Here is a 26495-nt window from a genome sequence, read left to right as displayed (position 1 = left end):
AATTGAGTTATTATTTTGCCGCTTCTATATAAGAAATAGCTTGACCAACTGTTGCAATGTTCTCAGCTTGATCGTCTGGTATTTGAATATCAAATTCTTTTTCAAATTCCATAATTAATTCTACAGTATCTAATGAATCCGCTCCTAAATCGTTAGTGAAGCTAGCTTCAGTTACAACTTCGTTTTCATCAACACCTAATTTATCTACGATAATCGCTTTTACTCGTGATGCAATGTCTGACATAATTTTTTAATTTTAAGTTTTAATTAGATGGCAAAAATAAAAAACTTTATTTGAAATATCATCTTTACCAATAAAATGTGTTTTTAATTTAGTAAAAATAAAGATAAAGTATTTTGGTTTTGCCCTAATTGTTATTTATTATTCTTTTTTTTGTTTGAATAATACTAAAAACAAATATACCTGTAAATGAAACGTGTTGTAATTTTTGCGTCCGGAAGTGGATCTAATGCTGAAAATTTAATTAAGTTTTTTCACAACAGCGATACTGCGTCTGTTATTCAGGTACTCACTAACAATCCTCATGCCAAAGTCTTGGATCGTTGTAAAAAACTCAATGTTAGCGCCTTATCGTTTAATAGAATTGCGTTTTCGAAATCTGAAGATGTGCTAGACCTACTGAAAGCATCACAACCAGACCTTATCGTTTTAGCTGGTTTTCTTTGGAAGTTTCCTGAATTTATCCTTAAAGCATTTCCGAATAAAGTGATTAATATTCATCCTGCATTATTACCAAACTATGGAGGAAAAGGTATGTACGGAATACATGTGCATGAAGCTGTAGTTAAAAATAAGGAAACTGAAACTGGCATCACTATTCATTATGTGAATGAGAATTATGATGAAGGAGCCATTATTTTTCAAACAACCTGTGAGGTTTTATCTACGGACTCTGCGGAAGATGTGGCTAGAAAGATTCATTTGTTGGAGATGGAGCATTTTCCGAGAGTTGTTGAACGCGTGCTCCAATCCCAATAAATAAAAAACTAAATTCCAAAAAGATTAGTGAGAGTTAGTGTAATTCGTGTCAAAAAAATTCATGTCAAAAAAGAAAAAAAAATATTACACCATCTGGAAAGGTCACAAAACAGGAGTCTTTGAGTCTTGGAACGACTGCAAAGCAATGATTAAAGACTATCAAGGAGCACAATACAAATCCTTTAGTACATTTGAAGCTGCAAAAGAGGCACTAAAAGGCAATTACTTTGACTACATAGGAAAAAATAAATCATTTAAAAGCGGACTTTCAGATACACAACTCAAAAAAATTGGCCAACCTAACTATAATTCTATCGCTGTTGATGCAGCTTCAAGCGGAAATCCTGGCATTATGGAATACAGAGGTGTCGATACTAAAACAAAAAAACAATTATTTCATCAAGGGCCTTTTGAACAAGGCACAAATAATATTGGTGAGTTTTTAGCTTTGGTTCATGGCTTAGCATTTTTAAAACAGCATAATAGTGAACGTCTTATGTACACAGATTCTAAAACAGCTATGAGTTGGGTTCGCAAAAAAACATGCAATTCTAAGTTAGAGCGTAACGCTAAAAACAAACCAGTTTATGATTTAGTAGATCGTGCTGTGCTGTGGTTAAAAAACAACGACTATTCTACAACGATTGTAAAGTGGGAAACTAAAGCTTGGGGTGAGATACCTGCAGATTTTGGGAGGAAATGATTTATTGATAATGTCGTTTTTGATGTAAAATCCTTTGGACATAAACAGTCTTTTTATCTACCAAATAATGAATTCCAAAAGGAAAGGTTTTAGTAAACACAATCTTTATGTTACGGTAACGCTTTTGAAAATGTTGAGGATTTATAGCTATTCTTTCAATATTTTCAGAAATTTCAATATCGAACCGTTTTAATAACCCTGAAGATATAACTGAGTAGTAATCACGCGCCTCTTTTAAATCTACTTTTGATAATTCACTTAATTTAATTTCAAAAACCATTAATCTAAAAGTTCTTTTTTGGCATCTTTCCAAGAAGTATAACTCGTTTTGCCTTGCTCATGATCTTCAATCATTTTGTTCATCATTAGTTTATAACTCGCAGAAGGCTCAAAAGCATAGGCATCTTCACGCAAAACAAATTCCATATAATTTTTTAAATTTCTACCTTGCTTTTTAGCCTTGGCTTCAAGTATAGAAAGTGTTTCTTTATCTAGAAGGACTTCTTTTCGTTTTTTATCCGTTTTCATTTCGTAATATTTACGTTAAATATACGTATATTTAGCATAACAATAAATTTTTAAAATTGCCATACCTAAAAACCATAAACATTAACACAGAACGCACCCATCCTTTTCCGTATGATATTCCTGCAATAAAATACGCTAAAGACATTGATGTTTCTAATCCTATTACTTTTTTGGTTGGTGAAAACGGATCAGGAAAATCCACATTTTTAGAAGCCATTGCTTGCCGGTTGCAGTTGCCTCACATGGATGGCTCTGGTTATTCTAAAAATAGTTTTGATGCGGCAAAAACATTATTACCTCACCTTGAATTGACTTGGCAAATGGAACGTTCTGTAGGTTTCTTCTTTAGAGCGGAAGATTTTGGGGATTTTCTAAACAGTGTGCATCGTACTGGTATCACCATAGAAAATCAGATGGGAGATTTAGGAGATTCAGTTCCCAAACATATTATTGAAGACATGAAGGCTAGTGCTAATTATCAACTGCATCATGTTAGGCAAAATTTTGGTCAGGAACTAGATACCTTTTCACATGGTGAAGCTTATTTAGAAATTATGAATCAAAAAATAAACTCCAGAGGTATTTATCTATTAGATGAACCCGAAGCTGCACTTTCTCCTGCAAGACAACTCACGCTTATTTCATTTTTACATCAACATTTAAAAACACACAACTCACAATTTATTATTGCTACGCATTCTCCCATGTTATTAGCGTATCCTGATGCTACTATTTACGAGATAACTTCAGATGATATGAAAAAAACAGCTTTGACAGATACGGAACATTATACGGTTACCAAAGCGTTTCTAAATAATCCTGAAGCTTTTTTGAGACATTTGTAGCGTGTTTGTTGTGAAGTTGCTTGTCGTTTAGTCTTTGGTGCTGTTGCATCAATTTGTTCACCACAATAATTTCAAATTCAGGTTCAAGTTCGATTTCAATTTCAATTTTATTTCATGTATTTTTGCAGCTAAATTTAAACTGCTTTTATGAGTAAATTAGTGATAGTTGGTACTGTAGCCTTTGATGCTATTGAAACCCCTTTTGGTAAAACAGATAAAATCCTTGGTGGTGCAGCAACTTATATAGGCTTATCAGCTTCAAATTTTAATGTAGATGCAGCAGCAGTTTCTGTTGTAGGAGGAGATTTTCCTCAGGAATATTTAGATCTTTTAAAAAATAAGAATGTCAATATTGAAGGTATTGAAATTGTAAAAGATGGCAAAACGTTTTTTTGGAGTGGTAAATACCATAATGATATGAATTCGCGAGATACTTTAGCTACAGAGTTAAATGTATTAGAGCATTTCAATCCTATTGTTCCAGATAACTATAAAGATGCAGAAGTGGTGATGCTAGGAAATTTGCACCCAATGGTACAACAAGGTGTTTTAGACCAAATGACTAAAAAACCGAAGTTGGCTATTTTAGATACGATGAATTTTTGGATGGATATCGCCTTAGACGATTTACTCTCAGTGATTAAAAACGTAGATGTTATTACCATTAATGACGAAGAAGCCAGACAATTAACAGGTGAATATTCTTTAGTCGTTGCAGCACGTAAGATTCATGAAATGGGTCCTAAATATGTGGTCATTAAAAAAGGTGAACATGGTGCCTTATTGTTTCATGATGATAATGTGTTTTACGCACCTGCTTTACCTTTAGAAGAAGTGTTTGATCCTACAGGTGCTGGTGACACCTTTGCTGGTGGCTTCGCTGGCTATTTAGCAAAAACAGGCGATTATTCTTTTGAGAGTATGAAAACAGCTGTGATCTATGGATCGACCTTAGCATCCTTTTGTGTAGAAAAATTTGGCACAGAGCGCATGCAAAACTTAACAGATAAAGAAATTTATAAACGCTTAGACCAATTTAAAAGTCTAACGCAATTTGACATAGAATTAAACTAAACGAACGCGCTCAGAAATTGAGCGCGTTTTTTTATTCTGAACTTGTTTCAGAATCTCTACAATAAAGAGACCTATTAAAACTAATTTTAAAATCTCGACTAGAGAAAACAACCATAAACTAACACTAGCGAAAAATTAATCATGAGTGATGCTTTAAAACATGAATGTGGAATTGCACTTATTAGACTTCTAAAACCATTAGAGTACTATAAAAAAAAGTACGGTAGTGCTTTTTATGGTGTTAATAAAATGTACTTAATGATGGAAAAGCAGCACAATCGTGGTCAAGATGGTGCTGGTTTCGCAAGTATTAAACTAGATGTAAAACCCGGAGAACGCTATATCAGCAGAGTGAGGTCTATCGCTCAGCAACCTATTCAAGATATTTTTGCACAGATTAATGAGCGTATCAATGAGGAACTTACTAACCATCCAAAGTATCAAGATAATGTTGCTTTACAAAAACAACATATTCCGTATATCGGTGAAGTCTTATTAGGCCATGTCCGTTATGGAACCTTTGGAAAAAATAGCGTGGAAAGTGTACATCCGTTTTTAAGGCAAAACAATTGGATGCATAGAAACCTTATTGTTGCTGGTAATTTTAACATGACTAATGTTAACGAGCTATTCGATAATTTAATTGAAATAGGTCAACATCCAAAAGAAAAAGCGGATACGGTAACAGTAATGGAAAAAATCGGACATTTTTTGGATGATGCTGTTGCTAAAATTTATAGAGATCTTAAAAAAGAAGGTTACAATAAAAACGAATGTTCCCCCTTAATTGCAGAACGTTTAAAGGTTGGTAAAATATTAAAACGTGCAGCTAAAAACTGGGATGGTGGTTATGCTATGGCAGGTTTGTTGGGTCACGGAGATTCTTTTGTATTAAGAGATCCTTCTGGTATAAGACCAGCTTATTATTATAAAGATGACGAAATTGTAGTAGTTGCTTCAGAGCGTCCTGTGATTCAAACTGTTTTTAATGTACCTTTTGATGAGGTTAAAGAGTTAGATCCTGGCCATGCCATTATCACTAAAAAATCTGGAGAAACTAAAATTAAAAAAATATTAGAGCCCTTAGAACGAAAAGCCTGTTCTTTTGAACGTGTGTATTTTTCTAGAGGTAGTGATGCGGAAATTTATCAAGAACGGAAGATGCTTGGCCGTTTATTGATGCCTAAAGTTCTCGAGGCTATAAATGACGATACAAAAAATTCTGTATTCTCTTATATACCCAATACGGCAGAAACATCCTTCTATGGGATGATTGAAACTGTTGAAGAACATCTCAACGAAAAGAAAACAAAACAGATACTCAAAGGAAATGGTAAAATGTCTGCAGAACGTGTCACAGAGATTTTATCTGAACGACCACGTATTGAGAAAATAGCCATAAAGGATGTTAAACTAAGAACCTTTATTACCGAAGATAGCAGCAGAGATGATTTGGTGGCGCATGTTTACGATGTTACTTATGGTGTTATAAAGCCAACAGATAATTTGGTCATTATAGACGATAGTATTGTAAGAGGGACTACCCTTAAGAAAAGTATCATAAAAATGATGGACAGATTGAGTCCAAAGAAAATCGTTGTGGTATCCTCTGCTCCTCAAATACGTTATCCTGATTGTTATGGTATAGATATGGCAAATCTAGAAACTTTAATTGCGTTTAGAGCCGCTTTAGAATTGCTGAAAGATCATAATCAATATGACATTGTAGAATCCGTTTATCACAAATGTATTCAACAAGTTAATATGAAAGATAAAAACGTTGTCAACTACGTAAAAGAGATTTACGATAATTTTACTGACGAACAAATTTCAGATAAAATTTCAACACTATTAAGTGATGAGGATGTCAATGCTGAAGTAAAAATTATTTTTCAACCTGTGGCTAATTTGCATAAGGCCTGTCCTAAGAACCTAGGAGATTGGTACTTTACAGGAAATTATCCTACACCAGGTGGTAACCGAGTAGTGAATAAAGCTTTTATCAATTTTTACGAAGGCAATAAAGAACGCGCGTACTAATCCACATTACAAAATAGCCTTTTATCCGATAAAATAAGTATTTTATCGGATAATATTGTATTTCGTCCGATTTATAATTCGTTTTAACAAATTAAATATACATTGGACTCACCATAACATAAGTAGGTTAAGTTCATGGTAGATTTGGGGCAAAAAAAGGTGAACTTAGTTCACCTTTTTTTATGCACTTATTTAAAGTATTACTTTAAGTTGTACTAAATATTAAAACCCTGTCTTTTTAAGTTAGGTCATTACAAAGTGAATACTTTCCACGCTTAGACTAATATATAGGTCGTTTGTCCAAAAAATTGATTAGAGAAATAATGTCCACTTATATTTGATTCACCATAACATAAGTAGGTTAAGTTTATGGTAGATTTGGGGCAAAAAGGGTGAACGTCTGTTCGCCCTTTTTCATTTTATACCTGCGAAGGCAGGTATCTCATTAAATTTAAAAACTTCTTTTTAGAACATAAAAAATCCGAGCCTTTTTTAAGACTCGGATTTTTTCTATTTAAAATTTATATTTACCAACTTTTAATTTTCAGTAACTTCGACTTTGCTCAGTGACCATAAAAAGCTTGTAAGAAACACTAAATTACTTTGCTTCAGCGTAACGTCTTTCAACTTCGTTCCAGTTAATGACTTTAAAAAAGGCATCAATATAATCTGGTCTTCTGTTTTGATAATTTAAGTAATAAGCATGTTCCCAAACATCTAATCCTAAGATTGGTGTGCCTCCACAAGTAACACCTGGCATTAATGGATTGTCTTGGTTTGGTGTAGAACACACCTCTACTTTTCCTCCTTTATGCACACATAACCAAGCCCAACCAGAACCAAATTGTGTTGCAGCTGCTTTACTAAACGCTTCAATAAAAGCATCTTTAGAGCCAAATTCAGCATCGATAGCATCTTTTAAATCTCCAGAAAGGTAACCTCTATCTTCCGGATTCATAACATCCCAAAATAATGAGTGATTATAAAATCCACCACCATTATTTCTAACACCTTTATTATCCATATCTAAGTTAGTAAGGATATCTTCTATCGATTTTCCATCGTGATCCGTACCTTCAATAGCAGCATTTAATTTGTTTGTATAACCTTGATGATGTTTAGAATGATGAATCTCCATAGTGCGAGCATCAATATTTGGTTCTAAAGCATCGTAAGCATATTTTAATTTTGGTAATTCAAAAGCCATAATTATATTATTTTTAATTGGTTAATGTGTCGTTTGATTTCAAATTTACAATTTTGAGCGTTATTTATTCTTAATAAACTATTAAGATTCCCTATTTTGGTATAAAATTATTCTCTTGCAAAATTCAGCCTTCAAAATATATAATGCCTCAGCTGGTAGCGGAAAAACATTTACGCTAGCAAAAGCCTATTTAAAAATATTAATTCAGTCTAAAAGTCTCGATGCCTTTAAAACCATTTTAGCCATCACGTTTACTAATAAAGCGGTTGGCGAAATGAAAGAACGCATTATAGAAATGCTAAAATCTTTTTCTTCGGAAGACAGCCTAACAAAGCCACATCCTATGTTTTTGGCGATTTGCGAAGAACTTCAAATTGAACCTGAAATGCTTCATAATAAATCGAAAGGCATCTTAAAACATATGATTCATAATTATGGTGCTTTCGATATTTCTACGATAGATGGTTTTACCCACAGAGTCATCAGAACATTTGCGCACGATTTAAAATTACCAGTAAATTTTGAAGTCGAACTCGATCAAGAACGTTTGCTTAACGAGGCTGTAGATAGTTTAATTGCTAAAGCCGGAAGCGATAAAACCTTAACCAAAGTTCTGGTAGATTTTGCCATAGAAAAAGCAGACGATGACAAAAGTTGGGACATTAGCTACGATTTTAATAAGATTTCAAAACTATTAGTTAATGAAAACGACCTCTTTGCGCTTAGCACGTTAAAAAAGAAAACACTCGAAGATTTCAAAAACCTAAAACAACAGTTAGGACAAGACATTAGTCAACTTGAAGAAGAGATCATAAACAAAGCAACTGCGATACTCACCTTAATTGATGAAAGCGGATTGCAATACGACGATTTTAATAGAAGTTCTTTGCCGAAGCATTTCGAAAATTTAAAACAAAAACGATTTAGCATTAATTTTGAGTCGGCTTGGCAAAATGATTTAACTGAAGGACATACGCTGTATCCAAAACGGGTTTCAGATGTTGTAGTTTCAACTATTGAACGTATTCAACCGCAACTCGCTGAAGCTTTTATCAGCACAAAAAACTCAGTCTTCAACATAAAATTGAAAAAAGGATTTTATAAAAATATTACACCACTTTCTGTTTTAAATGCCATAAAAAATGAATTGGACGCTTTAAAAAGTGATCAGAATAAAATGTTGATTTCAGAATTTAACACTATTATAAGTAAAGAAATTAAAAATCAGCCCACGCCTTTTATATATGAGCGCTTGGGAGAAAAATTTAAACATTACTTTATAGACGAATTTCAGGACACCTCTAACATGCAATGGGAAAATTTAATCCCTCTATTAGAAAATGCGCTTTCAGCAGCCAATGGTTCTGCCATGTTAGTTGGCGATGCCAAACAAGCTATTTACAGATGGCGCGGTGGTGAAGCCGAACAGTTTATAAAACTATATAATAAAATTGAACATCCATTTCAGCTGGAAGCCGACGTTTTACCGTTAGAAACCAATTATAGAAGTGCCAAAGCAGTTATTGAATTTAATAATTCGTTTTTTGAGTTTTTAAGCGCATCGGCTTTTAACGAAACCGCTTATGCTGATCTTTACAAAAGAGCCAAACAGAACAAACATAATGACTCGGAAGGTTATGTAAATCTTAATTTTTTAGACATTGAAAAAGATGATAACATCCATGAACGCTATGCCAGCCAAGTTTTAGAAACCATAAAACAATGTCAGGACAATGGTTTTCCTTTAGATGATATTTGTGTGTTAGTCAGAAAACGAAAAGAAGGTGTTTCCATTGCCAATTATCTGAACGAAAATGGGGTTAAAATCACATCTTCTGAAACCTTGCTTTTAAAAAATTCAGATAAAGTTCATTTTATCAATTCGTTCTTAAAACTGCTTGTACAACCAAATAACGATAGTCTTAAGGTTGACGTTTTATCTTATTTAGCAGCGCAGCATCACATTGATGATAAACATCAATTCTTTGTGACCTATCTTAAACAAAATCTTGATGAATTATTTTTAGGTTTAAGCGCTCTCAACATATTTATCGACAAAAATCAATGTCTTCAATTACCATTATATGAATTGGTGGAACATGTGGTACGACAATTCAGTTTAAATAAAACATCAGACGCTTACCTTCAATTTTACTTGGATGTTGTTTTAGAATTCACACAGAAACAAAATTCTGATGTTTCAGGTTTTATAAATTATTTTGAAAAGAAAGCCGACAAATTAAGTGTGGTTACGCCTGAGAATTTGGATGCTGTTCAGATAATGACCATTCATAAATCGAAAGGTTTAGAGTTTCCTGTCGTTATATTTCCGTATGCAGACCTTAATATTTATAGAGAATTAGAACCAAAAGTTTGGTTTCCTGTAAAACCAGAAATTCATAAAGGTTTTAGCACCTTACTACTCAACTATAATAAAGATGTAGAACATTTTGGTAACGCAGGATCATTAATTTACAAAACACATCAATCGCAACTAGAACTCGACAACATTAACCTATTATATGTTGTGTTAACAAGAGCGGTTGAACAACTGTATGTAATTTCTAAAAAAGATATCAATTCAAAAGGTGTGGTTAATGAAAACACCTATGCTGGCATGTTTATTAATTTCTTGAAGCATGAAAACAAATGGACAGATAATCAATTGGTTTATAATTTTGGAACCTTAAAACCAAATGAAGCTACTTCAAAAAAGAAAATGCCGTCAAAGCCCTTAAAATTAATTTCGGTACCTAAAGAAGAGCATAATTTAAATATCGTTACCAAATCTGGCTTACTTTGGGACACTCAACAAGAGGCTGCAATAGAACGCGGTAATTTGGTGCATTTAATTCTATCTAAAATTAACACGATAGCAGATATAGATATTGCATTTAACGATTTATTAATTTCTGGTGATATCACAAAGGTAAACTCAGATCAATTAAAAGCATTGGTTTTAGATGTGATACAACACCCTAAATTATCAATATATTATAAGGACGGATTCAAAATTTATAACGAACGTGATATTATTACCACTTCTGGTCAGCTTTTAAGACCAGACCGACTCAATATTAATGCTAAAAACGAAGCAATAATTATTGACTACAAAACAGGCGATGCCAAGAGGTTTCACGGAGCGCAATTGAATGACTATGAAGCCGTTTTAACTGAGATGAATATAAAGGTGACTCATAAAATACTGGTTTATATAAATGATACTATTGAAGTTCTTGAAGTCTGATTTTTCATAGTATCTTTGTTTCAGACACAAAATTTAAACGATGTACGGAAATATAAAAAATCACTTACAAGAAGAAATAGAAGCTATAAAAGACGCTGGGCTTTTTAAGGAAGAACGCATTATTACTTCACCTCAAGGTGCGGAAATCACACTTAATACAGGGCAAAAAGTTTTAAACTTCTGTGCTAATAATTATTTAGGTTTATCATCGCATCCTGATGTTGTTAAGGCCGCGAAAGATACCTTAGACTCACACGGATTCGGAATGTCTTCTGTTCGCTTTATTTGCGGTACTCAAGATATTCATAAAGAATTAGAACAAAAAATAGCCGACTTTTATGGTACCGAAGATACCATACTTTATGCCGCAGCTTTTGATGCTAATGGTGGCGTTTTTGAACCGCTATTAACTAAAGAAGATGCCATTATTTCAGATTCATTAAATCACGCTTCGATTATAGACGGAGTAAGATTGTGCAAAGCGGCAAGATACCGATATCAAAATAATGATATGGCGGACTTAGAGGCTCAACTTATAGCAGCAAATAAAAATGGTACACGATTCAAAATTATTGTCACCGATGGTGTATTTTCTATGGACGGTTTAGTAGCACCATTAGATAAAATCTGTGATTTAGCTGATAAGTATGATGCTATGGTAATGATAGACGAATGCCATGCCACAGGGTTTATAGGTGAAACAGGTATCGGAACGCTAGAAGAAAAAGGCGTTTTAGGACGTATTGATATTATTACAGGAACCCTAGGTAAAGCCATGGGAGGAGCCATGGGAGGTTACACCACTGCGAAAAAAGAAATTGTTGAGTTATTACGTCAACGCTCTAGACCCTACCTGTTTTCAAATTCGTTAGCTCCAGCTATTGTTGGTGCATCAATCAAGGTGTTCGATATGCTTAAGAATGATACAACCTTAAGAGATAAAGTAGATTGGAATACAAAATATTTCAAAAAAGGAATAAAAGAAGCTGGTTTTGATATTGTAGATGGTGACTCTGCTATTGTACCTGTAATGCTATATGACGCCAAACTATCGCAAACCATGGCAAATATGTTACTCGAAGAAGGCATATATGTGATTGGTTTCTTTTATCCTGTTGTACCAAAAGATAAAGCTAGAATTAGAGTGCAACTCTCTGCCGCACATACACAAGAACAACTAGACAAAGCTATTTCTGCCTTTGTAAAAGTAGGAAAAGCACTAGATGTTATCTGAAATCATTCTAAAATTAACTCGAACACTCTAATTTAGAGGGAAATTGCAATATTTTTATATCTTTGTCTTTGTTAACAAAGTTTAACAACTTACTTTTGTTGACAATTAACACTTAAAAATTAAAATTAATTAGAATATGAAAAATCTTAGCAGATTATTTTTTGTAGCGGTGCTTTTAGCAAGCTTTAGCACTTCTAATGCTCAAGACAAAAACAACCCATGGGCTGTAACAATTGGAGCTAATGCCGTTGATGTATATCCGGTAGGAGAAGATGCGCCTCAGGGTGGTTATTTTGACGAATACTTCAACGTCGGAGATCACTGGAATTTTATTCCATCCTTATCATCTGTAGGTGTATCGAGATACTTAAGTGATGGTTTTACATTCACAGCTGTTGGTTCTTTAAATAGAATTAGCAAATTCGGTACTAATGTAGATCCTTTAACTCAAGAACAATCAACTAATACTGTTGATGATCTAACTTATTACGGTTTAGACGGTAGAGTGAGTTATAGTTTTATGAATACGATTAAATCAAAAACTATCGATCCTTATTTAGGTGTTGGTGGTGGTTATTCTTGGGTAGATGATATTGGAGCTGGTACGTTAAACGGAACTCTAGGATTTAGAATATGGTTTTCTGAAACTGTAGGTTTAGATATCAATTCTACTTATAAGCATGCTTTCGAAGATTATTTACCTAAGCATTTTCAACATACAGTAGGTCTTACCTTCCAATTTGGTGGTACTGATACTGATGGTGATGGTATATATGATAAAGACGATGCTTGTCCTGAAGAAGCTGGTTTAGAAATCTTTAATGGTTGTCCAGATTCTGATAATGATGGTATCCAAGATTCTAAAGATGATTGTCCTAACACTGCTGGTTTAGCTGAATTTAACGGTTGTCCAGATGCTGATGGTGATGGTGTAATGGATAAAGATGATAAATGTCCTACTGTTGCTGGTTTAAAAGCATTAATGGGTTGTCCAGATGCTGACGGAGATGGTGTTGCTGATGGTGATGATAAATGTCCTAACGAATCAGGTCCTGCTGCAAACAACGGTTGTCCTTGGCCAGATACTGATGGTGATAGCATTTTAGATAAAGATGATAAATGTCCTAACGAAGCTGGTACAGCTGCAAATAACGGTTGTCCTGAAGTGAAGCCAACTGAAGCAGTTATGGAAACTTTAAACAGCTTTTCTAAGTCTATTTTGTTTAACTCAGGTAAAGCGTCTTTCAAAAAAGAAACTGACCAAGTTTTACAAGCAATGACAGCAATTTTTAAGGAATATCCTAAAGCTAACTTTTCAATTGAAGGGCATACTGATAGTGATGGTTCTGAGAAGCTAAATCAAGCGTTATCTGAAAAGCGTGCAAATGCAGTTAGAGATTATTTAATCGCTAACGGTATTGATGCAAGCAGATTAACAGCTGCAGGTTTCGGTGAGTCGACTCCAATTTCTAGCAATAAAACAAGAGCTGGTAAGAAAGAAAACAGACGTGTTGAAGTAAAGTTGAAAAACTAAAAACTTCAAAACATATTTAAAATATATTTTAAAAACGCTCCGAATTTCGGAGCGTTTTTTATTTTTATACAATGAACCCTTTTATAAAAGACGTACTTCAAGATCTTCAAGCTAAAAACTTAAATCTTGAAACGCTATACTTTATACTTCCAAGTAAACGCGCTGGAGTTTTTCTTAAACATCACATCTCTTCGTTGTTAAATCAACCTATTTTTTCTCCTCACATTCTGAGTATTGAAGAATTTGTAGAAGAACTTTCTGGCATACAAACCTTACCCAACCCAGACTTACTTTTTCAATTTTATGAGACTTATAAAAGTCTTACCGACGAAAAAGATCAAGAATCCTTTGAGTCGTTTTCTAAATGGGCACAAATTATACTTCAAGACTTTAATGAAATTGATCGTTACCTTATACCACAAGACCATATTTTTGACTACCTAAGTGCTATAAAAGAACTTAGCCATTGGTCTTTAGAACCTAACCCTACGGTACTCGTTGAAAATCATCTTAAGTTCTGGAAACAGCTTAAGACCTACTATTCCGTTTATACCGAGAAGCTTCTACAATCAAAACAGGGCTATCAAGGTCTTATTTATAGAAAAGCCGTTGAAAATTTAGATACTTATATTAAAGATAACAACAATAAAACACATGTTTTCCTTGGATTTAATGCTCTAAATACAGCAGAATCCAAAGTGATTCAGGCATTATTAAAAAACGATTTAGCTCATATTTACTGGGATATTGATACATCGTTCATTAACGATTCTATACATGATGCTGGATGGTTTACTAGGCAACATAGAAAACAATGGGAATACTTTAAACACAACCCTTTTAACTGGGTTACCTCTAACTACAGTGAACCAAAGCATGTTAAAACTATTGGTATTCCTAAACTTGTTGGACAAGCCAAGTACATCGGTCAGATTCTTGAAGACCTTACAGAAACAGAAACCAACCTCTCTAAGATAGCAGTCGTTTTAGGTGAAGAACAACTTTTACTTCCTGTACTCAATTCCATTCCAAAATCCATAACCAAACTGAATGTTACCATGGGATTGCCTCTACAGTTTGTACCTCTGGCTTCATTTTTTGAGCAATTGTTTGTTCTTCATAAACCCAATGCCGAGCACTATTATTATAAGGATGTGATTGCCTTACTCTCGCATCCATCAATATATCCGTTATTTGAAATAGGATCAGGCAATGTTGCTAGTGAACTTATTACGCATATTCAAACGAACAATTTAGTTTATCTCACACTTTCCGAACTTCAACAACGTTCTAATTCCCATAAAACAGTCATCGATTTACTTTTTAAATCTTGGAAAAATGAACCGAACAAGGCTTTGGAACAATGCTCCAAGCTTATTTTTAAAATGAAAACTGGTTTTGATGATAACAAACAACTTCACAATTTGGAACTGGAATATTTATACCGTTTCAATACATTGTTTAATCAGCTTTCAGAGCTCAACTCTAAATACAAGCATCTTAAATCTATAATCGCCTTACAAAGCATTTATAACGAACTGCTAAGTTCAGAAACTTTAGACTTTAAGGGAGAGCCTTTAGAAGGACTTCAAATTATGGGTATGCTGGAATCTCGTGTTCTCGATTTTGAAACCGTTATTATCAGTTCCGTTAATGAAGGTATTCTTCCATCAGGAAAAACCAATAATTCTTTTATTCCTTTCGATGTTAAAATAGAAAACAAGCTGCCTACCTTCAAAGAAAAGGATGCCGTTTACACCTATCACTTCTATCGCTTATTGCAACGTGCTAAAAATGTCTATATCTTGTACAACACTGAAATTGATGCTTTAAAAGGAGGTGAAAAAAGTAGATTTTTAACACAACTAGATATCGAAGGCATTCACAATATACAACACACCATTATAGCACCTGAAGTTCCAATAATTGAAAAAAAACGCACACAAATAATTAAAACACCATCAGTGCTAATAAAGCTGAAAGAATTATCAGAAAAAGGTTATTCTCCTTCATCTTTAACCAATTACATTAGAAACCCAATGGATTTCTACTATGATAAAGTACTTGGCATTGCCGAATTTGATGATGTTGAAGAAAATATCGCTGCCAACACATTAGGTTCTGTTATTCACAATGCTCTGGAAGAGTTTTATAAACCACTAGAAGGTTCAATTTTAACAGAAGTGCATCTTGAAAGTTTCAAACGTGACATAACGAAGATGGTTACCAAACACTTTGAAGCACTCTATAACAAAGGTGGTTTTTCAAATGGAAAAAATCTAATCATTTTTGAAATTGCTCAGCGTTATATTTCAAATTTTATCAACTTAGAACTAGAAAGTGTGAAATCTGGGAACGAAATAGAAATCATTTCTATTGAAACAGACAGTGCAATTGATATTAAGATTGATGGCTTAAATTTTCCTATTAAACTAAAAGGTAAAGTAGATAGAATTGATAGTTTTAATGGTGTTACTCGCGTCATCGATTATAAATCTGGAAAAGTTGAACAAAATAAAGTTGAAATTACAAATTGGGAAGATATCACCACAGACTACGATAAGTACAGCAAGTCTTTTCAAATTTTATGTTATGCTTATATGATGCGACAGCAAAAACGGATTGAATTGCCTATTGAAGCTGGAATTATATCTTTTAAAAACCTCAGCGAAGGGTTTTTAAAATTCGGAAAAAAGGCATCTTCACATGCCAGAACCAAAGACCAATTAATAACAGATACTACTTTAGATAATTTTGAAATAGAACTTAAAAAGCTCATTACTGAAATTTGGAATCCGACGCTTAATTTTATTGAAAAAGAACTTGATTCATGACCATAGAAACTAATATCATTTTAAAAAGACATGAGAAAAAGCCTATTCTAATCGATTGTTTTTATTCGGAAGAAAAAACGAAACAACCTATCGTTATCTTTTGCCATGGTTATAAAGGGTTTAAAGATTGGGGAGCTTGGGATCTTATGGCACAACAGATTGCCGAAGCAGGATTTTGCTTTATAAAGTTCAACTTTTCACATAATGGAGGTACGATGGAAAATCCAATCGATTTTCCAGATTTAGAAGCCTTTGGACATAACAATTACACCAAAGAGCTCGATGATTTAGAAGCGGTAATTCATTGGACACAAACTCATTTTGAAACCCATTCTAATATAAACACAAAGGATATTTGCTTAATTGGGCATAGTCGTGGAGGTGGTATATCCATACTAAAGGCTTCAGAAAACCGAAGCGTTACAAAACTTATAACTTTAGCTAGTGTCAGTGATTTTGGCAGTCGTACTTCAACGATTGGAGATTTAAAAACATGGAAAGAAACTGGCGTCAAACACGTTTTAAATGGCAGAACCAAACAACACATGCCACACTATTATCAATTTTATGAAGATTTTAAAGCGAATGAAAATCGCTTAAATATTGAATCCGCAGAAAAACGGTTATCGATACCACATTTAATTATTCATGGCTCAAAAGATACTTCTATTGCGCTTTCTGAAGCTGAAGCTCTACATCGTTGGAATCCTAAAAGTGAGCTTAAAATTATAGAAAATGCCGACCACGTTTTTAATACCAAACATCCTTGGACTAAAAATGAACTTTCAGATGAATTAAATTTAGTTGTAAAAGAAGTCGTGAGATTTATGAAATAAAAAAAGCGTGCATAAACACGCTTTTTGTGGAGAAGATCGGGCTCGAACCGACGACCTCTTGACTGCCAGTCAAACGCTCTAGCCAACTGAGCTACATCCCCAAATTAAGAATTTTCAAATATAGATTATTTTAAACCACTCAACACTAAAACAGGTAATTTAGTACTATGAAAATCTTTTTTCAAAATTGTATCTTTTTCCCATAGCTTCTTAAAAAACCCTCGCTTTCGTCTTACCACGCATAACAAATCTGGATATTCTGATTTATAATGCTCTAAAACCGCTTGAAATGTTGTTGGACTCTCCGCAAATTTAATATTAGTTACGGTGTCTTTCAAAATGGCATTCAATTTAAAATCTTCCTCTACATGATAAGGAGTTTTTACCAAAAGAATATTTACAATCGCTTTAAATTGTTTTTTAATAGCTAAAAGCGGATTCAATGCTTGCTCTTTCTTCATTATTGCCGATTTTGCAGCAATTAATATTTTTACAATAGGCTTATAAACGTAACCTTCTGGCACAATTAAAGCTGGTATTTGTGTTTGTTTTATAATTTTTCCTGATGTTTTACCCAAATACACTTCGTCTTTAATAGAGTTTGTACGTGGTTCTAATATAATTAAATCCACATCTAGTGCTGCACAAACCTTTTCTAAGGTATCAACTAGCTTTCCTTTAAACGTTTTGGTAAAGACCTGAACTCCTTTTGTATCTATTGACGCGACATGATGCTCTAAAAACGATTTTGATTCCGCTTCTAAAATATGATCTATTTTAATCATGGTTCCAGCTTTGGTATAAACATTATATATTTGAACAACATATATTTTTGCACCAAAAGCTTTAGCAAAATCTACAGCATACTGTAAATGAGCTTGTGCATTTTTTGAAGAACCAACAGGGACTAGTATCGTTTTCATGTCTAGTAAATTTAACACAAAAGTAAACATTAAAAATGATTCGGAAAGCAGAAGAAACAGATATTGAAGCTATATTAGTTATTACAAAAGCTTGTGCTAAGGCTATGATTAGCGAGGGTATTTTTCAATGGAATGCGCATTACCCAAATGCATCTGCCTTTCAAAATGATATTAAAAGAGGAGAGCTTTATGTTTTAGAAATTGATGATACTATTAGAGGTTGTATTGTGATTTCAACTTTTATGGATTCAGAATATAAACCGATACAATGGTTAACTTCTAATGAGCATACTATTTATATCCATCGTTTAGCCATTCACCCTAAATTACAAGGCAAAGGTTATGCACAACAATTAATGCGTTTTGCAGAAGCCTATGCTATTGACAATAACTATGCATCTATTCGATTAGATACCTTTTCTAAGAACAAAAGAAACCAAAAGTTTTACGAACTTCGCGGCTATAAACGATTAGGCGATATTTACTTTCCAAAACAAAGTGAATTCCCTTTTCATTGCTACGAATTGGTATTGTGAGTACATCTATTAGCTTAAAACAAATTAATAAATTGGCCATTCCTGCTTTAATTTCGGGAGTGTCTGAACCTATATTGTCCTTAACCGATGCTGCCATTATTGGTAATATGGAACAAAATGCCACAACGGCATTAGCTGCTGTTGGTATTGTAACCACCTTTTTATCCATGCTTATTTGGGTTTTAGGACAAACCAGAAGTGCCATTTCTTCAATTATGTCTCAATATCTAGGTGCTGGTAATGTAGCCTTGGTAAAAAACCTGCCTGCGCAAGCCATTTTTTTAATAACGTCGTTGAGCCTTATTATCATTGCAGTTACCCATCCGTTTGCTTCTCAAATTTTTAAACTTTATAATGCTTCTGATGCTATTTTAACGTATAGTGTCGATTATTATCGTATTCGCGTGTTCGGCTTTCCCTTCACCTTATTCACCATTGCGGTTTTTGGTACATTTAGAGGTCTTCAAAATACCTATTTCCCAATGTTGATTGCCATTTCTGGTGCACTTGCCAACATTGTACTCGATTTTGCTTTTGTTTATGGCATTGAAGGTTATATTCCTGCCATGCATATTAAAGGAGCGGCTTACGCTAGTGTCATCGCACAAGTTATTACGGCAAGTCTTTCTGCTTACTACTTACTCAAAAAAACAGATATTCCGTTGCTTGTAACTTTTCCATTTCATCCAGAGATGAAACGATTTACAATTATGATTCTCAATCTGTTCGTTAGAACTATTGCCTTAAACGCTGCTTTATATTTTGGAACTAGTTTTGCTACAAAATATGGCGAAACTTATATTGCAGCTTATACTATTGCCATTAATCTTTGGTTTTTAGGAGCTTTTCTTATTGATGGCTATGCCAGTGCTGGAAATATTTTATCCGGAAAATTATTTGGTGCTAAAGCGTATCATAGTCTTATTGAATTAAGTAATAAACTTATTAGATACGGACTCATTGTCGGTATTTTAATTGGGTTATTGGGAGCTATTTTTTATTACCCAATTGGACAACTTTTTAGTAATGATGAAAAGGTGCTCCACGAATTCTATAACGTATTTTGGATTATCCTAGCCATGCAACCCTTATGTGCGCTAGCTTTTATTTTCGATGGTGTTTTTAAAGGACTTGGTGAAATGAAATACCTCAGAAACGTTTTAGTTTTTTCTACCCTTCTTGTCTTTATACCAATTATTTTTTGGACTGATTATTTAGACTACAAACTTTATGGCATTTTTATAGCTTTTACAATTTGGATGGTTGCTCGTGGTTTGCCTTTAATTATAAAATTTAGAAAAACATTTAAAACACTTGCCCAAAACACGTAAATTTGGTCTATAAATCGATTATTGTAAATGAGCTTGCTAATTACACTACTTCAAGAGGTTAATATTGAAGAAAAATTAAAAGACGCACCAAATGACGCTTACGGTATTGGTGTTTTTATTGGTACATTCTTACCTTTTGTTGTATTAGTCATTATTGCTTACGCGATTTATAGATATAATAAAAACAGATATAAAGACGATTAATATAGATATTCTCAGCTTTTTAGGCGGAAATGGTTTGTTCCTTATTTTAGGATTGGTACTTGTCATCGTCTATTTTGTAAACCGAAACAAAAAACGATAATGAGCAACATACGCATTACAAAACAATTTTCTTTTGAAACAGGTCACGCCCTTTACGGTTACGATGGTAAATGTAAAAACGTACATGGTCATAGTTACCGTTTGGATGTTACGGTTATTGGCACTCCCATTGCAGACAAGACTCATGTAAAATTTGGAATGGTCATTGATTTTACCGACTTAAAAAAAATTGTAAAAGAAGAAATTGTTGATGTTTTCGATCATGCCACCGTGTTTAATAAAAACACACCTCATGTAGAGTTGGCAAAAGAATTAGCCGACAGAGATCATAACGTTTTGCTTGTAGACTACCAACCCACAAGTGAAATGATGGTAATCGACTTTGCCGAAAAAATTAAACAACGTTTGCCAAATAATATCAATTTACATTCTTTAAAACTTCAAGAAACAGCAACGTCTTTTGCGGAATGGTTTGCTAGTGATAATGGATAATACAAACCACATACATATCGCTGACGGAAAAAAAATATACTTTGCCTCAGATAATCATTTAGGAGCACCAACTCCTGAAGCTTCTCGACCTCGTGAAAAAAAATTCGTGGCCTGGTTAGATGAAATTAAACACGATGCTGCTGCAATTTTTTTATTAGGAGATTTATTCGATTTTTGGTTTGAATATAAAACTGTTGTACCAAAAGGGTTCACCAGAACGCTAGGTAAACTCGCCGAAATTGCAGATTCTGGCATTCCAATTCATTATTTTGTTGGTAATCATGATCTTTGGATGAATGGCTATTTTGAAGAAGAACTCGGCATACCTGTATATCACAAACCTCATGAATTTTCGTTTAGTTTTGAGACTTTGACTCAATCCGACAACGGTCAGCAACCTGCACTCAGTAATAAAAGCTTCTTTATCGGTCATGGAGATGGTCTTGGTCCTGGAGACAAAGGTTACAAGCGTATGAAAAAAGTATTTTTGAGTCCATTTTTTAAGTGGTTATTTCAATGGGGACATCCAGATATTGGAATGCGTATTGCGCAATATTTATCCGTAAAAAACAAATTAATATCAGGTGATGACGATGCCACTTTTTTAGGCGAAGACAACGAATGGCTAGCCATTTATGCCAAACGAAAACTAGAAGAGAAACATCGGGATTTCTTCGTCTTTGGTCACAGACACTTGCCTTTAGAAATTCAATTGAATAAGAACTCTAAGTATATTAACTTAGGCGATTGGATTCAGTATTATACGTATGGTGTTTTTGATGGCAACACGTTTGAATTGAAAAAGCATTAAACGGGTTGCTCTTCATTTTCATGATCTTCAATATCTTGTCTTAAATCAAGCTCACGCAGTGGTTTGTTTTTAACACCTATTATGGCTACAATGATAAGTGTTGCTGTACCACCAAGCATAACCGCTAGTGGTGCGCCAAAAATCCTAGCAGCAATTCCACTCTCTACAGCCCCAAGTTCGTTAGACGAGCCTACAAACATGGAATTAACTGCACCTACGCGTCCTCTCATGTGGTCTGGAGTCTTTAGTTGTAATATGGTTTGACGCACCACCATAGAAATGCCGTCAAAAACACCTGCAAAGAACAAGGCTAAAACACTAAGCCACATTAATTTTGAAGCTCCAAAAACGATCATACAAAGACCAAAACCAAAAATAGAGATGAGTAATTTTTTCCCTGTATTTTTTGTAATCGGAATATAGGTCGTAGCTAACATGGTAATGATACTACCAGAAGATAATGCTGCATTCAAAATTCCAAATCCTTTGGGTCCTGCATCTAAAATATCTTTAGCAAAAACAGCGAAAATAGCAACAGCTCCACCAAATAAAACCGCAATCATATCTAAGGTTAAGGCGCCTAAAATAACCTTGTCTTTAAACACAAAACGGAGTCCGGTTTTAAGACTCTCTTTTACAGATTCTGTAGAATCCTTATTTATAATTGGTTTTTTAGCAATTAAAAAAACTAATACTAAAGCGATCATTACCAATAAAAATATAAAACCTAAGGTATAATGCACACCAATCCAAGCAATTAAAAAGCCACCACACAAAGCTCCAAAAACGCTAGCACCTTTCCACGTGCTACTACTCCATGTTGCTGCGTTAGGATAAATTTTCTTCGGAACCAATAATGCAATAAGAGAAAAAATAGTTGGCCCAAAAAAAGCTCTTAAAATACCACCAAAAAAGACTAAACCATAAATTCCGTATAAAATAGAATGTGTTTCCCAAGCAGATTCTATGGTATTTGACGTCAACCAAAATAATCCAAAACTAATTAAAGAAAAAAGAGCGATGCAGAGCATAAACAGATTCCGTTTCTCCTTTTTATCAACGATATGACCTGCAAAAGGTGCCAAAAAAAAAGCTGGTAAAAACTCACAAAGACCAATTAAAGCAAGACTGAGTTTATCGTTAGTCATAGTATAAACCTGCCATTCTATAACCACAAATTGCATGGACCAACCAAACACTAATGCAAAGCGTAATAATAAAAAGATATTAAATTCTTTGATTCGTAATGCTGCGTATGGGTCGTTTTTAGTCAATTTTAGTTTTAATTCACAGATTCTTTCGGGTTTTTGACTTCAACTGCGATCAGCAAACTAAAATACCTAAGACATCTTAATGTTAATAAGACTGCAAATGTAGAATAAAAAAATGGGTAGGAGACCTCACAGGTTTTGAAAACCTGTGAGGTCTGAAGAAAATAGGTATGAGTTTATTACGCCTTAATATCCTTCAACTTCAACTGCAAACTCACATTACCATTCCAATGGTTTTCATCTATGGCATACGCTGCACTGAATCGTTTTTTGTCTTTAATGATATCTAATTTATCACCTAAACCAAAACCGATGCAGACCATTTTATCGTTAAATGATTGTGTAGCTGTAAGACGAATGTGTTTATCGTCTTCACCAACACATTTTCCGTAACCTGTATCCTTTAGGTTTTGCGACATAAAGTTTGGCGACATATTGCCTGGTCCAAAAGGAGCAAATTGGCGGATAATCCGCAATAATTTAGCATTGATATCGCCTAATTCAATTTCTAAATCAATCTTTAATTCTCGCGATAATAATTTTGGATCTATACTCTCTTTAACGATACGTTCAAATTTTGCTTTAAAAGCTTCATAGTTTTCAGGTAGTAAGGTTAATCCTGCGGCATATTTATGACCACCAAACTGTTCAATATGTTCACTACAAGCTTCCAATGCATTATAAACATCAAAACCAGAAACCGAGCGTGCTGATGCTGCTAACTTATCTCCACTTTTAGTAAATACCAAGGTTGGTCTGTAATAAGTTTCAATTAAGCGTGACGCTACAATTCCGATGACTCCTTTATGCCAACTTTCATCATACACGACGGTTGTAAAACCCTCTTGTTCGTTATTTTCTTCAATCTGAATTAAGGCTTCTTGCGTAATCCGTTTATCTGTTTCTCTTCGGTCTGTGTTAAATTGATCTATATCTACAGCATATTTTGCTGCTAAATTAAAATCTGTTTCTGTAAGAAGCGTAACGGCATGGTTACCGTGTTTCATTCTACCTGCTGCGTTGATGCGTGGAGCAATGATAAAAACGACGTCTGTAATGGTTAATTGCTCTTTTTTTACTTCAGCAATAATAGCTTTCATACCAGGTCTTGGGTTGGTATTTATAACCTGTAAACCCATATAAGCCAAGGCTCTATTTTCACCAACAATAGGCACAATATCTGCACCAATTGCAGTGGCTACTAAATCTAAATATTCAACCAAATCTTCAGGCGATTGCCCTTGCTTAGACGCTAAGGCTGAAATCAATTTAAAACCGACTCCACAACCACAGAGTTCTTTAAAAGGATACTCACAATCGTCTCGTTTTGGATCTAAAACAGCAATTGCATCGGGAATTTTATCTCCTGGTCTGTGGTGATCGCAGATAATAAAATCAATACCTTTTTGGTTGGCATAAGCGACTTTATCAATAGCCTTTACTCCACAATCTAAAGCTATGATTAATGAGATATCATTGTCGTCCGCGAAATCAATACCTTTATATGACACACCATAACCTTCGTCATAACGGTCTGGAATGTATGTAGCAACATTTGAAGTTCTGGTTTTTAGATACGACGACATTAAAGCAACAGATGTTGTACCATCGACATCATAATCTCCGTAAACCATAATATTTTCACCTTCCTCAATGGCTTTTTCAATTCGAGCAACAGCTTTATCCATATCTTTCATTAAGAATGGATCGTGAAGTTCGTTAAAACTAGGTCTAAAAAATATTTTGGCAGCATCATACGTATCAATGCCACGTTGCAATAACAAAGTTGCAACAATATCATTAACTTGAAGTGCTTTTTTTAGTGCTTCAACTTTTGAAATTGATGGTTTTGGCTTGAGTGTCCAACGCATTTATAAAAATAAGAAATTAGATCTATTGATTCAGAAAAATAGCAATATTTAAAACAGGCTTTAACCTTAAAAATCTTTTAATCTTTTGCTTTCAAGATAACGCATTAAAACGAAGGCTAGTTGAGATCATCTGTTTCAAACTTAAAGGTAGTATAGCCTAAAACAAGGTTTTCAGTATGTGTTGTTGCTGCGTTATAGGCTCCCGCTTTAAGATAATAGCCATTGGCAATACCATTATCAGTCACCCAGTCCGTAGATGTGTTTGGTTGAAAAGATTGATTCAAAATTACGGTATCATCTTGTAATACTCTTATTTTCACAAACCCATTCTCTTTCTCTAAAATGACTTTTAAAGGAAATAAACTATAATCCATTCCATTCAAAAATGGATAATCAACTTTACTAAAAGTAGTTTGGTTTGAACTCACCTCTGGATCTCTACGAATCACCGTTTCAAGTTTGTTATTATGAAGCTCTAATCTAAAGAATGGTTTATTAGAATTTCCACCTCTATTATGCACTTGAGCTATGGTAAAACCACCATCAGGAATATCGTAAAAAAATGCTTCAAATTCCATTTTAGAATACGAAGTTAGTGGCCCTTCTGAAATTTGTTTAAATTCAATCCGCCTTCCTTTTTCCGGCTGACACTCTAAATTGAGTTCAACCTCATCTGTTTCCATATAAAAATAAGGATCATTAGGTAATGAATTATTAAAAACGTTGGTGAGTGAATCGTCATCTGTATCACACGGAGGACTCTCGCAGCCACCTGTATTCCAACTATGCTCTATCACTAAGGTATTACTAAATACAAAACGTGCATTTAAGCTATTTGGATCTACAGGATCATCGTCTTCTTGTTGCTGATCTTCGATAAGATTAGCGTCTTCTGAATTACAACTAGTTGCAAGAAAAAACATCATACCAAAAACGAATAAATACCTTAATCTAGTTCCTCTTATTTTATTACAAATCATCGTTTTCTTTTAATTATAAAAATAACGTCTACCTCTAAACAAGACCTTCAAAATAAATTGATTTTTTGAATGTTGATAATTCTAGAATCAATTAACATGAAAGTGAATAGCAGTTTCAACCGTTGCAAAACGTCTAAACATTTCCATGACTCCACAATATTTATCGACGGATAAATTCACGGCACGTTCGCATTTTTCTTTGTTTAGGTCTGAACCATAAAAATGATAATCTACTATGACTGAATGATAATAACGTGGATGTTCGTCGGTTAATTCGCCCGAAACATCAATTTTAAAATCATCAATATCAACTTTCATTTTATCTAAGGTTGAAATGACATCTAAGGCAGAACACCCAGCCAATGACGATAACATCATCGCTTTAGGCGATAAACCGAAACGCTCGTTTTGCCCTTCAATGTTAGTATCCATAATTACGGATTTTCCTGAAGGATTATCAGATTCAAACGTTAATCCGCCTTTCCAGTGTGTGGTTATTTTATCAGACATTTCTATTAGTTTAAAAGTTATGAGTACTTAAAGTGCACTAAAATTTTCCATCGAAAATGATTTTAAGTACTTTAGACACTTACTTCAAAAATACACAAAAAAACAACTATGGCACTAGTAACTCCTTTGTCTGCAGAACACGATTTAGAAACCAAAGAATTAGCAGAATTCTTTAATGAAACTTTGGGATTTTGTCCTAATTCAGTCCTCACTATGCAGCGCAGGCCTGCAATTAGCAAGGCTTTTATTAATTTGAATAAGGCTGTTATGGCCAATGAAGGTCGCGTAACCTCAGCCTTAAAACGGATGATTGCTTGGGTATCAAGCAATACAACAGGCTGCCGGTATTGTCAAGCACATGCTATACGCGCTGCAGAACGTTATGGTGCCGAACAAGAGCAATTAGACAATATATGGGACTATA

General features: G+C 34.1%; 25 protein-coding genes and 1 tRNA gene. 16 read left to right on the top strand and 10 right to left on the bottom strand.

Annotated features, from left to right (window positions below; all coding sequences use genetic code 11):
- Positions 1 to 10: 10 nt before the first annotated feature.
- On the bottom strand, positions 11 to 244 hold the full coding sequence (locus AB8B52_RS04025; protein ID WP_007647141.1) for an acyl carrier protein: 234 nt from the start codon (positions 242 to 244) through the stop codon (positions 11 to 13).
- Positions 245 to 430: 186 nt separating this feature from the next.
- Here AB8B52_RS04025 and AB8B52_RS04020 point away from each other — a divergent pair, with 186 nt between their 5' ends.
- Together AB8B52_RS04020 and AB8B52_RS04015 are read left to right on the top strand one after the other, a co-directional pair.
- Positions 431 to 1000 carry a phosphoribosylglycinamide formyltransferase gene (locus tag AB8B52_RS04020; protein ID WP_406025486.1) on the top strand — a complete coding sequence of 190 codons (570 nt, stop codon included), beginning with the start codon at positions 431 to 433 and terminating at the stop codon, positions 998 to 1000.
- A gap of 61 nt (positions 1001 to 1061) precedes the next feature.
- Positions 1062 to 1703, top strand: a complete 642-nt coding sequence (locus tag AB8B52_RS04015; RefSeq protein WP_406025485.1) for a viroplasmin family protein — start codon at positions 1062 to 1064, stop codon at positions 1701 to 1703.
- 1 nt (position 1704) lies between these two features.
- On the opposite strand, the gene AB8B52_RS04010 is transcribed toward AB8B52_RS04015, so the two are convergent.
- A complete protein-coding gene (locus tag AB8B52_RS04010; RefSeq protein WP_406025483.1) occupies positions 1705 to 1983 on the bottom strand; it encodes a type II toxin-antitoxin system RelE/ParE family toxin in 279 nt (92 codons plus the stop codon).
- Positions 1983 to 2231: a hypothetical protein gene (locus AB8B52_RS04005; protein ID WP_406025481.1), complete on the bottom strand. Its 249-nt coding sequence runs from the start codon at positions 2229 to 2231 to the stop codon at positions 1983 to 1985. Before AB8B52_RS04005 ends, AB8B52_RS04010 begins: the two co-directional genes overlap by 1 nt.
- Before the next feature lie 56 nt (positions 2232 to 2287).
- Between AB8B52_RS04005 and AB8B52_RS04000 the strand changes: the two genes are divergently transcribed.
- From AB8B52_RS04000 to AB8B52_RS03990, 3 genes are all read left to right on the top strand, one after another.
- On the top strand, positions 2288 to 3076 hold the full coding sequence (locus tag AB8B52_RS04000; protein WP_406025479.1) for an AAA family ATPase: 789 nt from the start codon (positions 2288 to 2290) through the stop codon (positions 3074 to 3076).
- 147 nt (positions 3077 to 3223) lie between these two features.
- Entirely contained in the window at positions 3224 to 4150 is a 927-nt protein-coding gene (locus AB8B52_RS03995; RefSeq protein ID WP_406025477.1) for a PfkB family carbohydrate kinase, read from the top strand.
- A 141-nt stretch (positions 4151 to 4291) separates the two neighbouring features.
- A complete protein-coding gene (locus AB8B52_RS03990) occupies positions 4292 to 6190 on the top strand; it encodes an amidophosphoribosyltransferase (RefSeq protein ID WP_406025476.1) in 1899 nt (632 codons plus the stop codon).
- 598 nt (positions 6191 to 6788) lie between these two features.
- Here the strand turns inward: AB8B52_RS03990 and AB8B52_RS03985 are convergent.
- Positions 6789 to 7397, bottom strand: a complete 609-nt coding sequence (locus AB8B52_RS03985; RefSeq protein WP_406025474.1) for a superoxide dismutase — start codon at positions 7395 to 7397, stop codon at positions 6789 to 6791.
- 115 nt (positions 7398 to 7512) lie between these two features.
- Between AB8B52_RS03985 and AB8B52_RS03980 the strand changes: the two genes are divergently transcribed.
- From AB8B52_RS03980 to AB8B52_RS03960, 5 genes are all read left to right on the top strand, one after another.
- A complete protein-coding gene (locus tag AB8B52_RS03980; protein WP_406025472.1) occupies positions 7513 to 10644 on the top strand; it encodes a UvrD-helicase domain-containing protein in 3132 nt (1043 codons plus the stop codon).
- Between the two features lie 40 nt (positions 10645 to 10684).
- Complete coding sequence (gene kbl, locus AB8B52_RS03975) at positions 10685 to 11878, top strand: glycine C-acetyltransferase (RefSeq protein WP_406025470.1); 1194 nt, start codon at positions 10685 to 10687, stop codon at positions 11876 to 11878.
- A 136-nt stretch (positions 11879 to 12014) separates the two neighbouring features.
- Positions 12015 to 13412 carry an OmpA family protein gene (locus AB8B52_RS03970; RefSeq protein ID WP_406025468.1) on the top strand — a complete coding sequence of 466 codons (1398 nt, stop codon included), beginning with the start codon at positions 12015 to 12017 and terminating at the stop codon, positions 13410 to 13412.
- A 71-nt stretch (positions 13413 to 13483) separates the two neighbouring features.
- Positions 13484 to 16246, top strand: a complete 2763-nt coding sequence (locus AB8B52_RS03965; protein WP_406025466.1) for a PD-(D/E)XK nuclease family protein — start codon at positions 13484 to 13486, stop codon at positions 16244 to 16246.
- Positions 16243 to 17082: an alpha/beta hydrolase family protein gene (locus AB8B52_RS03960; RefSeq protein WP_406025464.1), complete on the top strand. Its 840-nt coding sequence runs from the start codon at positions 16243 to 16245 to the stop codon at positions 17080 to 17082. Before AB8B52_RS03965 ends, AB8B52_RS03960 begins: the two co-directional genes overlap by 4 nt.
- A 27-nt stretch (positions 17083 to 17109) precedes the next feature.
- Here AB8B52_RS03960 and AB8B52_RS03955 read toward each other — a convergent pair.
- Both AB8B52_RS03955 and AB8B52_RS03950 read right to left on the bottom strand, forming a co-directional pair.
- Positions 17110 to 17183: transfer RNA gene (locus AB8B52_RS03955), tRNA-Ala, on the bottom strand.
- A gap of 24 nt (positions 17184 to 17207) precedes the next feature.
- Complete coding sequence (locus AB8B52_RS03950; RefSeq protein ID WP_406025462.1) at positions 17208 to 18005, bottom strand: universal stress protein; 798 nt, start codon at positions 18003 to 18005, stop codon at positions 17208 to 17210.
- Positions 18006 to 18040: 35 nt separating this feature from the next.
- On the opposite strand from AB8B52_RS03950, the gene AB8B52_RS03945 reads away from it, so the two are divergent.
- From AB8B52_RS03945 to AB8B52_RS03925, 5 genes are all read left to right on the top strand, one after another.
- Positions 18041 to 18541 carry a GNAT family N-acetyltransferase gene (locus AB8B52_RS03945; protein ID WP_406025461.1) on the top strand — a complete coding sequence of 167 codons (501 nt, stop codon included), beginning with the start codon at positions 18041 to 18043 and terminating at the stop codon, positions 18539 to 18541.
- Entirely contained in the window at positions 18538 to 19872 is a 1335-nt protein-coding gene (locus AB8B52_RS03940; RefSeq protein ID WP_406025459.1) for an MATE family efflux transporter, read from the top strand. The genes AB8B52_RS03945 and AB8B52_RS03940 overlap by 4 nt, the downstream gene beginning before the upstream one ends.
- A 27-nt stretch (positions 19873 to 19899) precedes the next feature.
- Entirely contained in the window at positions 19900 to 20076 is a 177-nt protein-coding gene (locus AB8B52_RS03935; protein ID WP_406025457.1) for a hypothetical protein, read from the top strand.
- A 99-nt stretch (positions 20077 to 20175) separates the two neighbouring features.
- Positions 20176 to 20628 (top strand): 6-pyruvoyl trahydropterin synthase family protein, encoded by a 453-nt coding sequence (locus AB8B52_RS03930; RefSeq protein ID WP_406025455.1) that lies wholly within the window; start codon positions 20176 to 20178, stop codon positions 20626 to 20628.
- Between the two features lie 10 nt (positions 20629 to 20638).
- Positions 20639 to 21439: a UDP-2,3-diacylglucosamine diphosphatase gene (locus AB8B52_RS03925; protein ID WP_406025577.1), complete on the top strand. Its 801-nt coding sequence runs from the start codon at positions 20639 to 20641 to the stop codon at positions 21437 to 21439.
- On the opposite strand, the gene AB8B52_RS03920 is transcribed toward AB8B52_RS03925, so the two are convergent.
- The 4 genes from AB8B52_RS03920 to AB8B52_RS03905 form a co-directional block, all read right to left on the bottom strand.
- Positions 21436 to 22713, bottom strand: a complete 1278-nt coding sequence (locus AB8B52_RS03920; protein WP_406025453.1) for an MFS transporter — start codon at positions 22711 to 22713, stop codon at positions 21436 to 21438. The genes AB8B52_RS03925 and AB8B52_RS03920 overlap by 4 nt on opposite strands.
- Before the next feature lie 176 nt (positions 22714 to 22889).
- Positions 22890 to 24581, bottom strand: a complete 1692-nt coding sequence (gene recJ / locus AB8B52_RS03915) for a single-stranded-DNA-specific exonuclease RecJ (RefSeq protein WP_406025451.1) — start codon at positions 24579 to 24581, stop codon at positions 22890 to 22892.
- A gap of 116 nt (positions 24582 to 24697) precedes the next feature.
- Complete coding sequence (locus tag AB8B52_RS03910) at positions 24698 to 25561, bottom strand: polysaccharide lyase family 7 protein (protein WP_406025449.1); 864 nt, start codon at positions 25559 to 25561, stop codon at positions 24698 to 24700.
- Positions 25562 to 25648: 87 nt separating this feature from the next.
- The gene (locus AB8B52_RS03905; protein ID WP_406025447.1) at positions 25649 to 26071 is read right to left on the bottom strand and encodes an OsmC family protein; all 423 of its coding nucleotides are present in this window, start codon (positions 26069 to 26071) and stop codon (positions 25649 to 25651) included.
- A 108-nt stretch (positions 26072 to 26179) separates the two neighbouring features.
- Between AB8B52_RS03905 and AB8B52_RS03900 the strand changes: the two genes are divergently transcribed.
- On the top strand, positions 26180 to 26495 hold a 316-nt coding region (locus AB8B52_RS03900), incomplete at its 3' end, for a carboxymuconolactone decarboxylase family protein (RefSeq protein ID WP_406025445.1).

Origin of the sequence: Winogradskyella sp., assembly GCF_045105575.1 — a bacterium.
GTDB lineage: Bacteria > Bacteroidota > Bacteroidia > Flavobacteriales > Flavobacteriaceae > Winogradskyella.
Note: the sequence above shows the minus strand (reverse complement) of the source record. Positions and strands in the feature narration are given on the sequence as shown.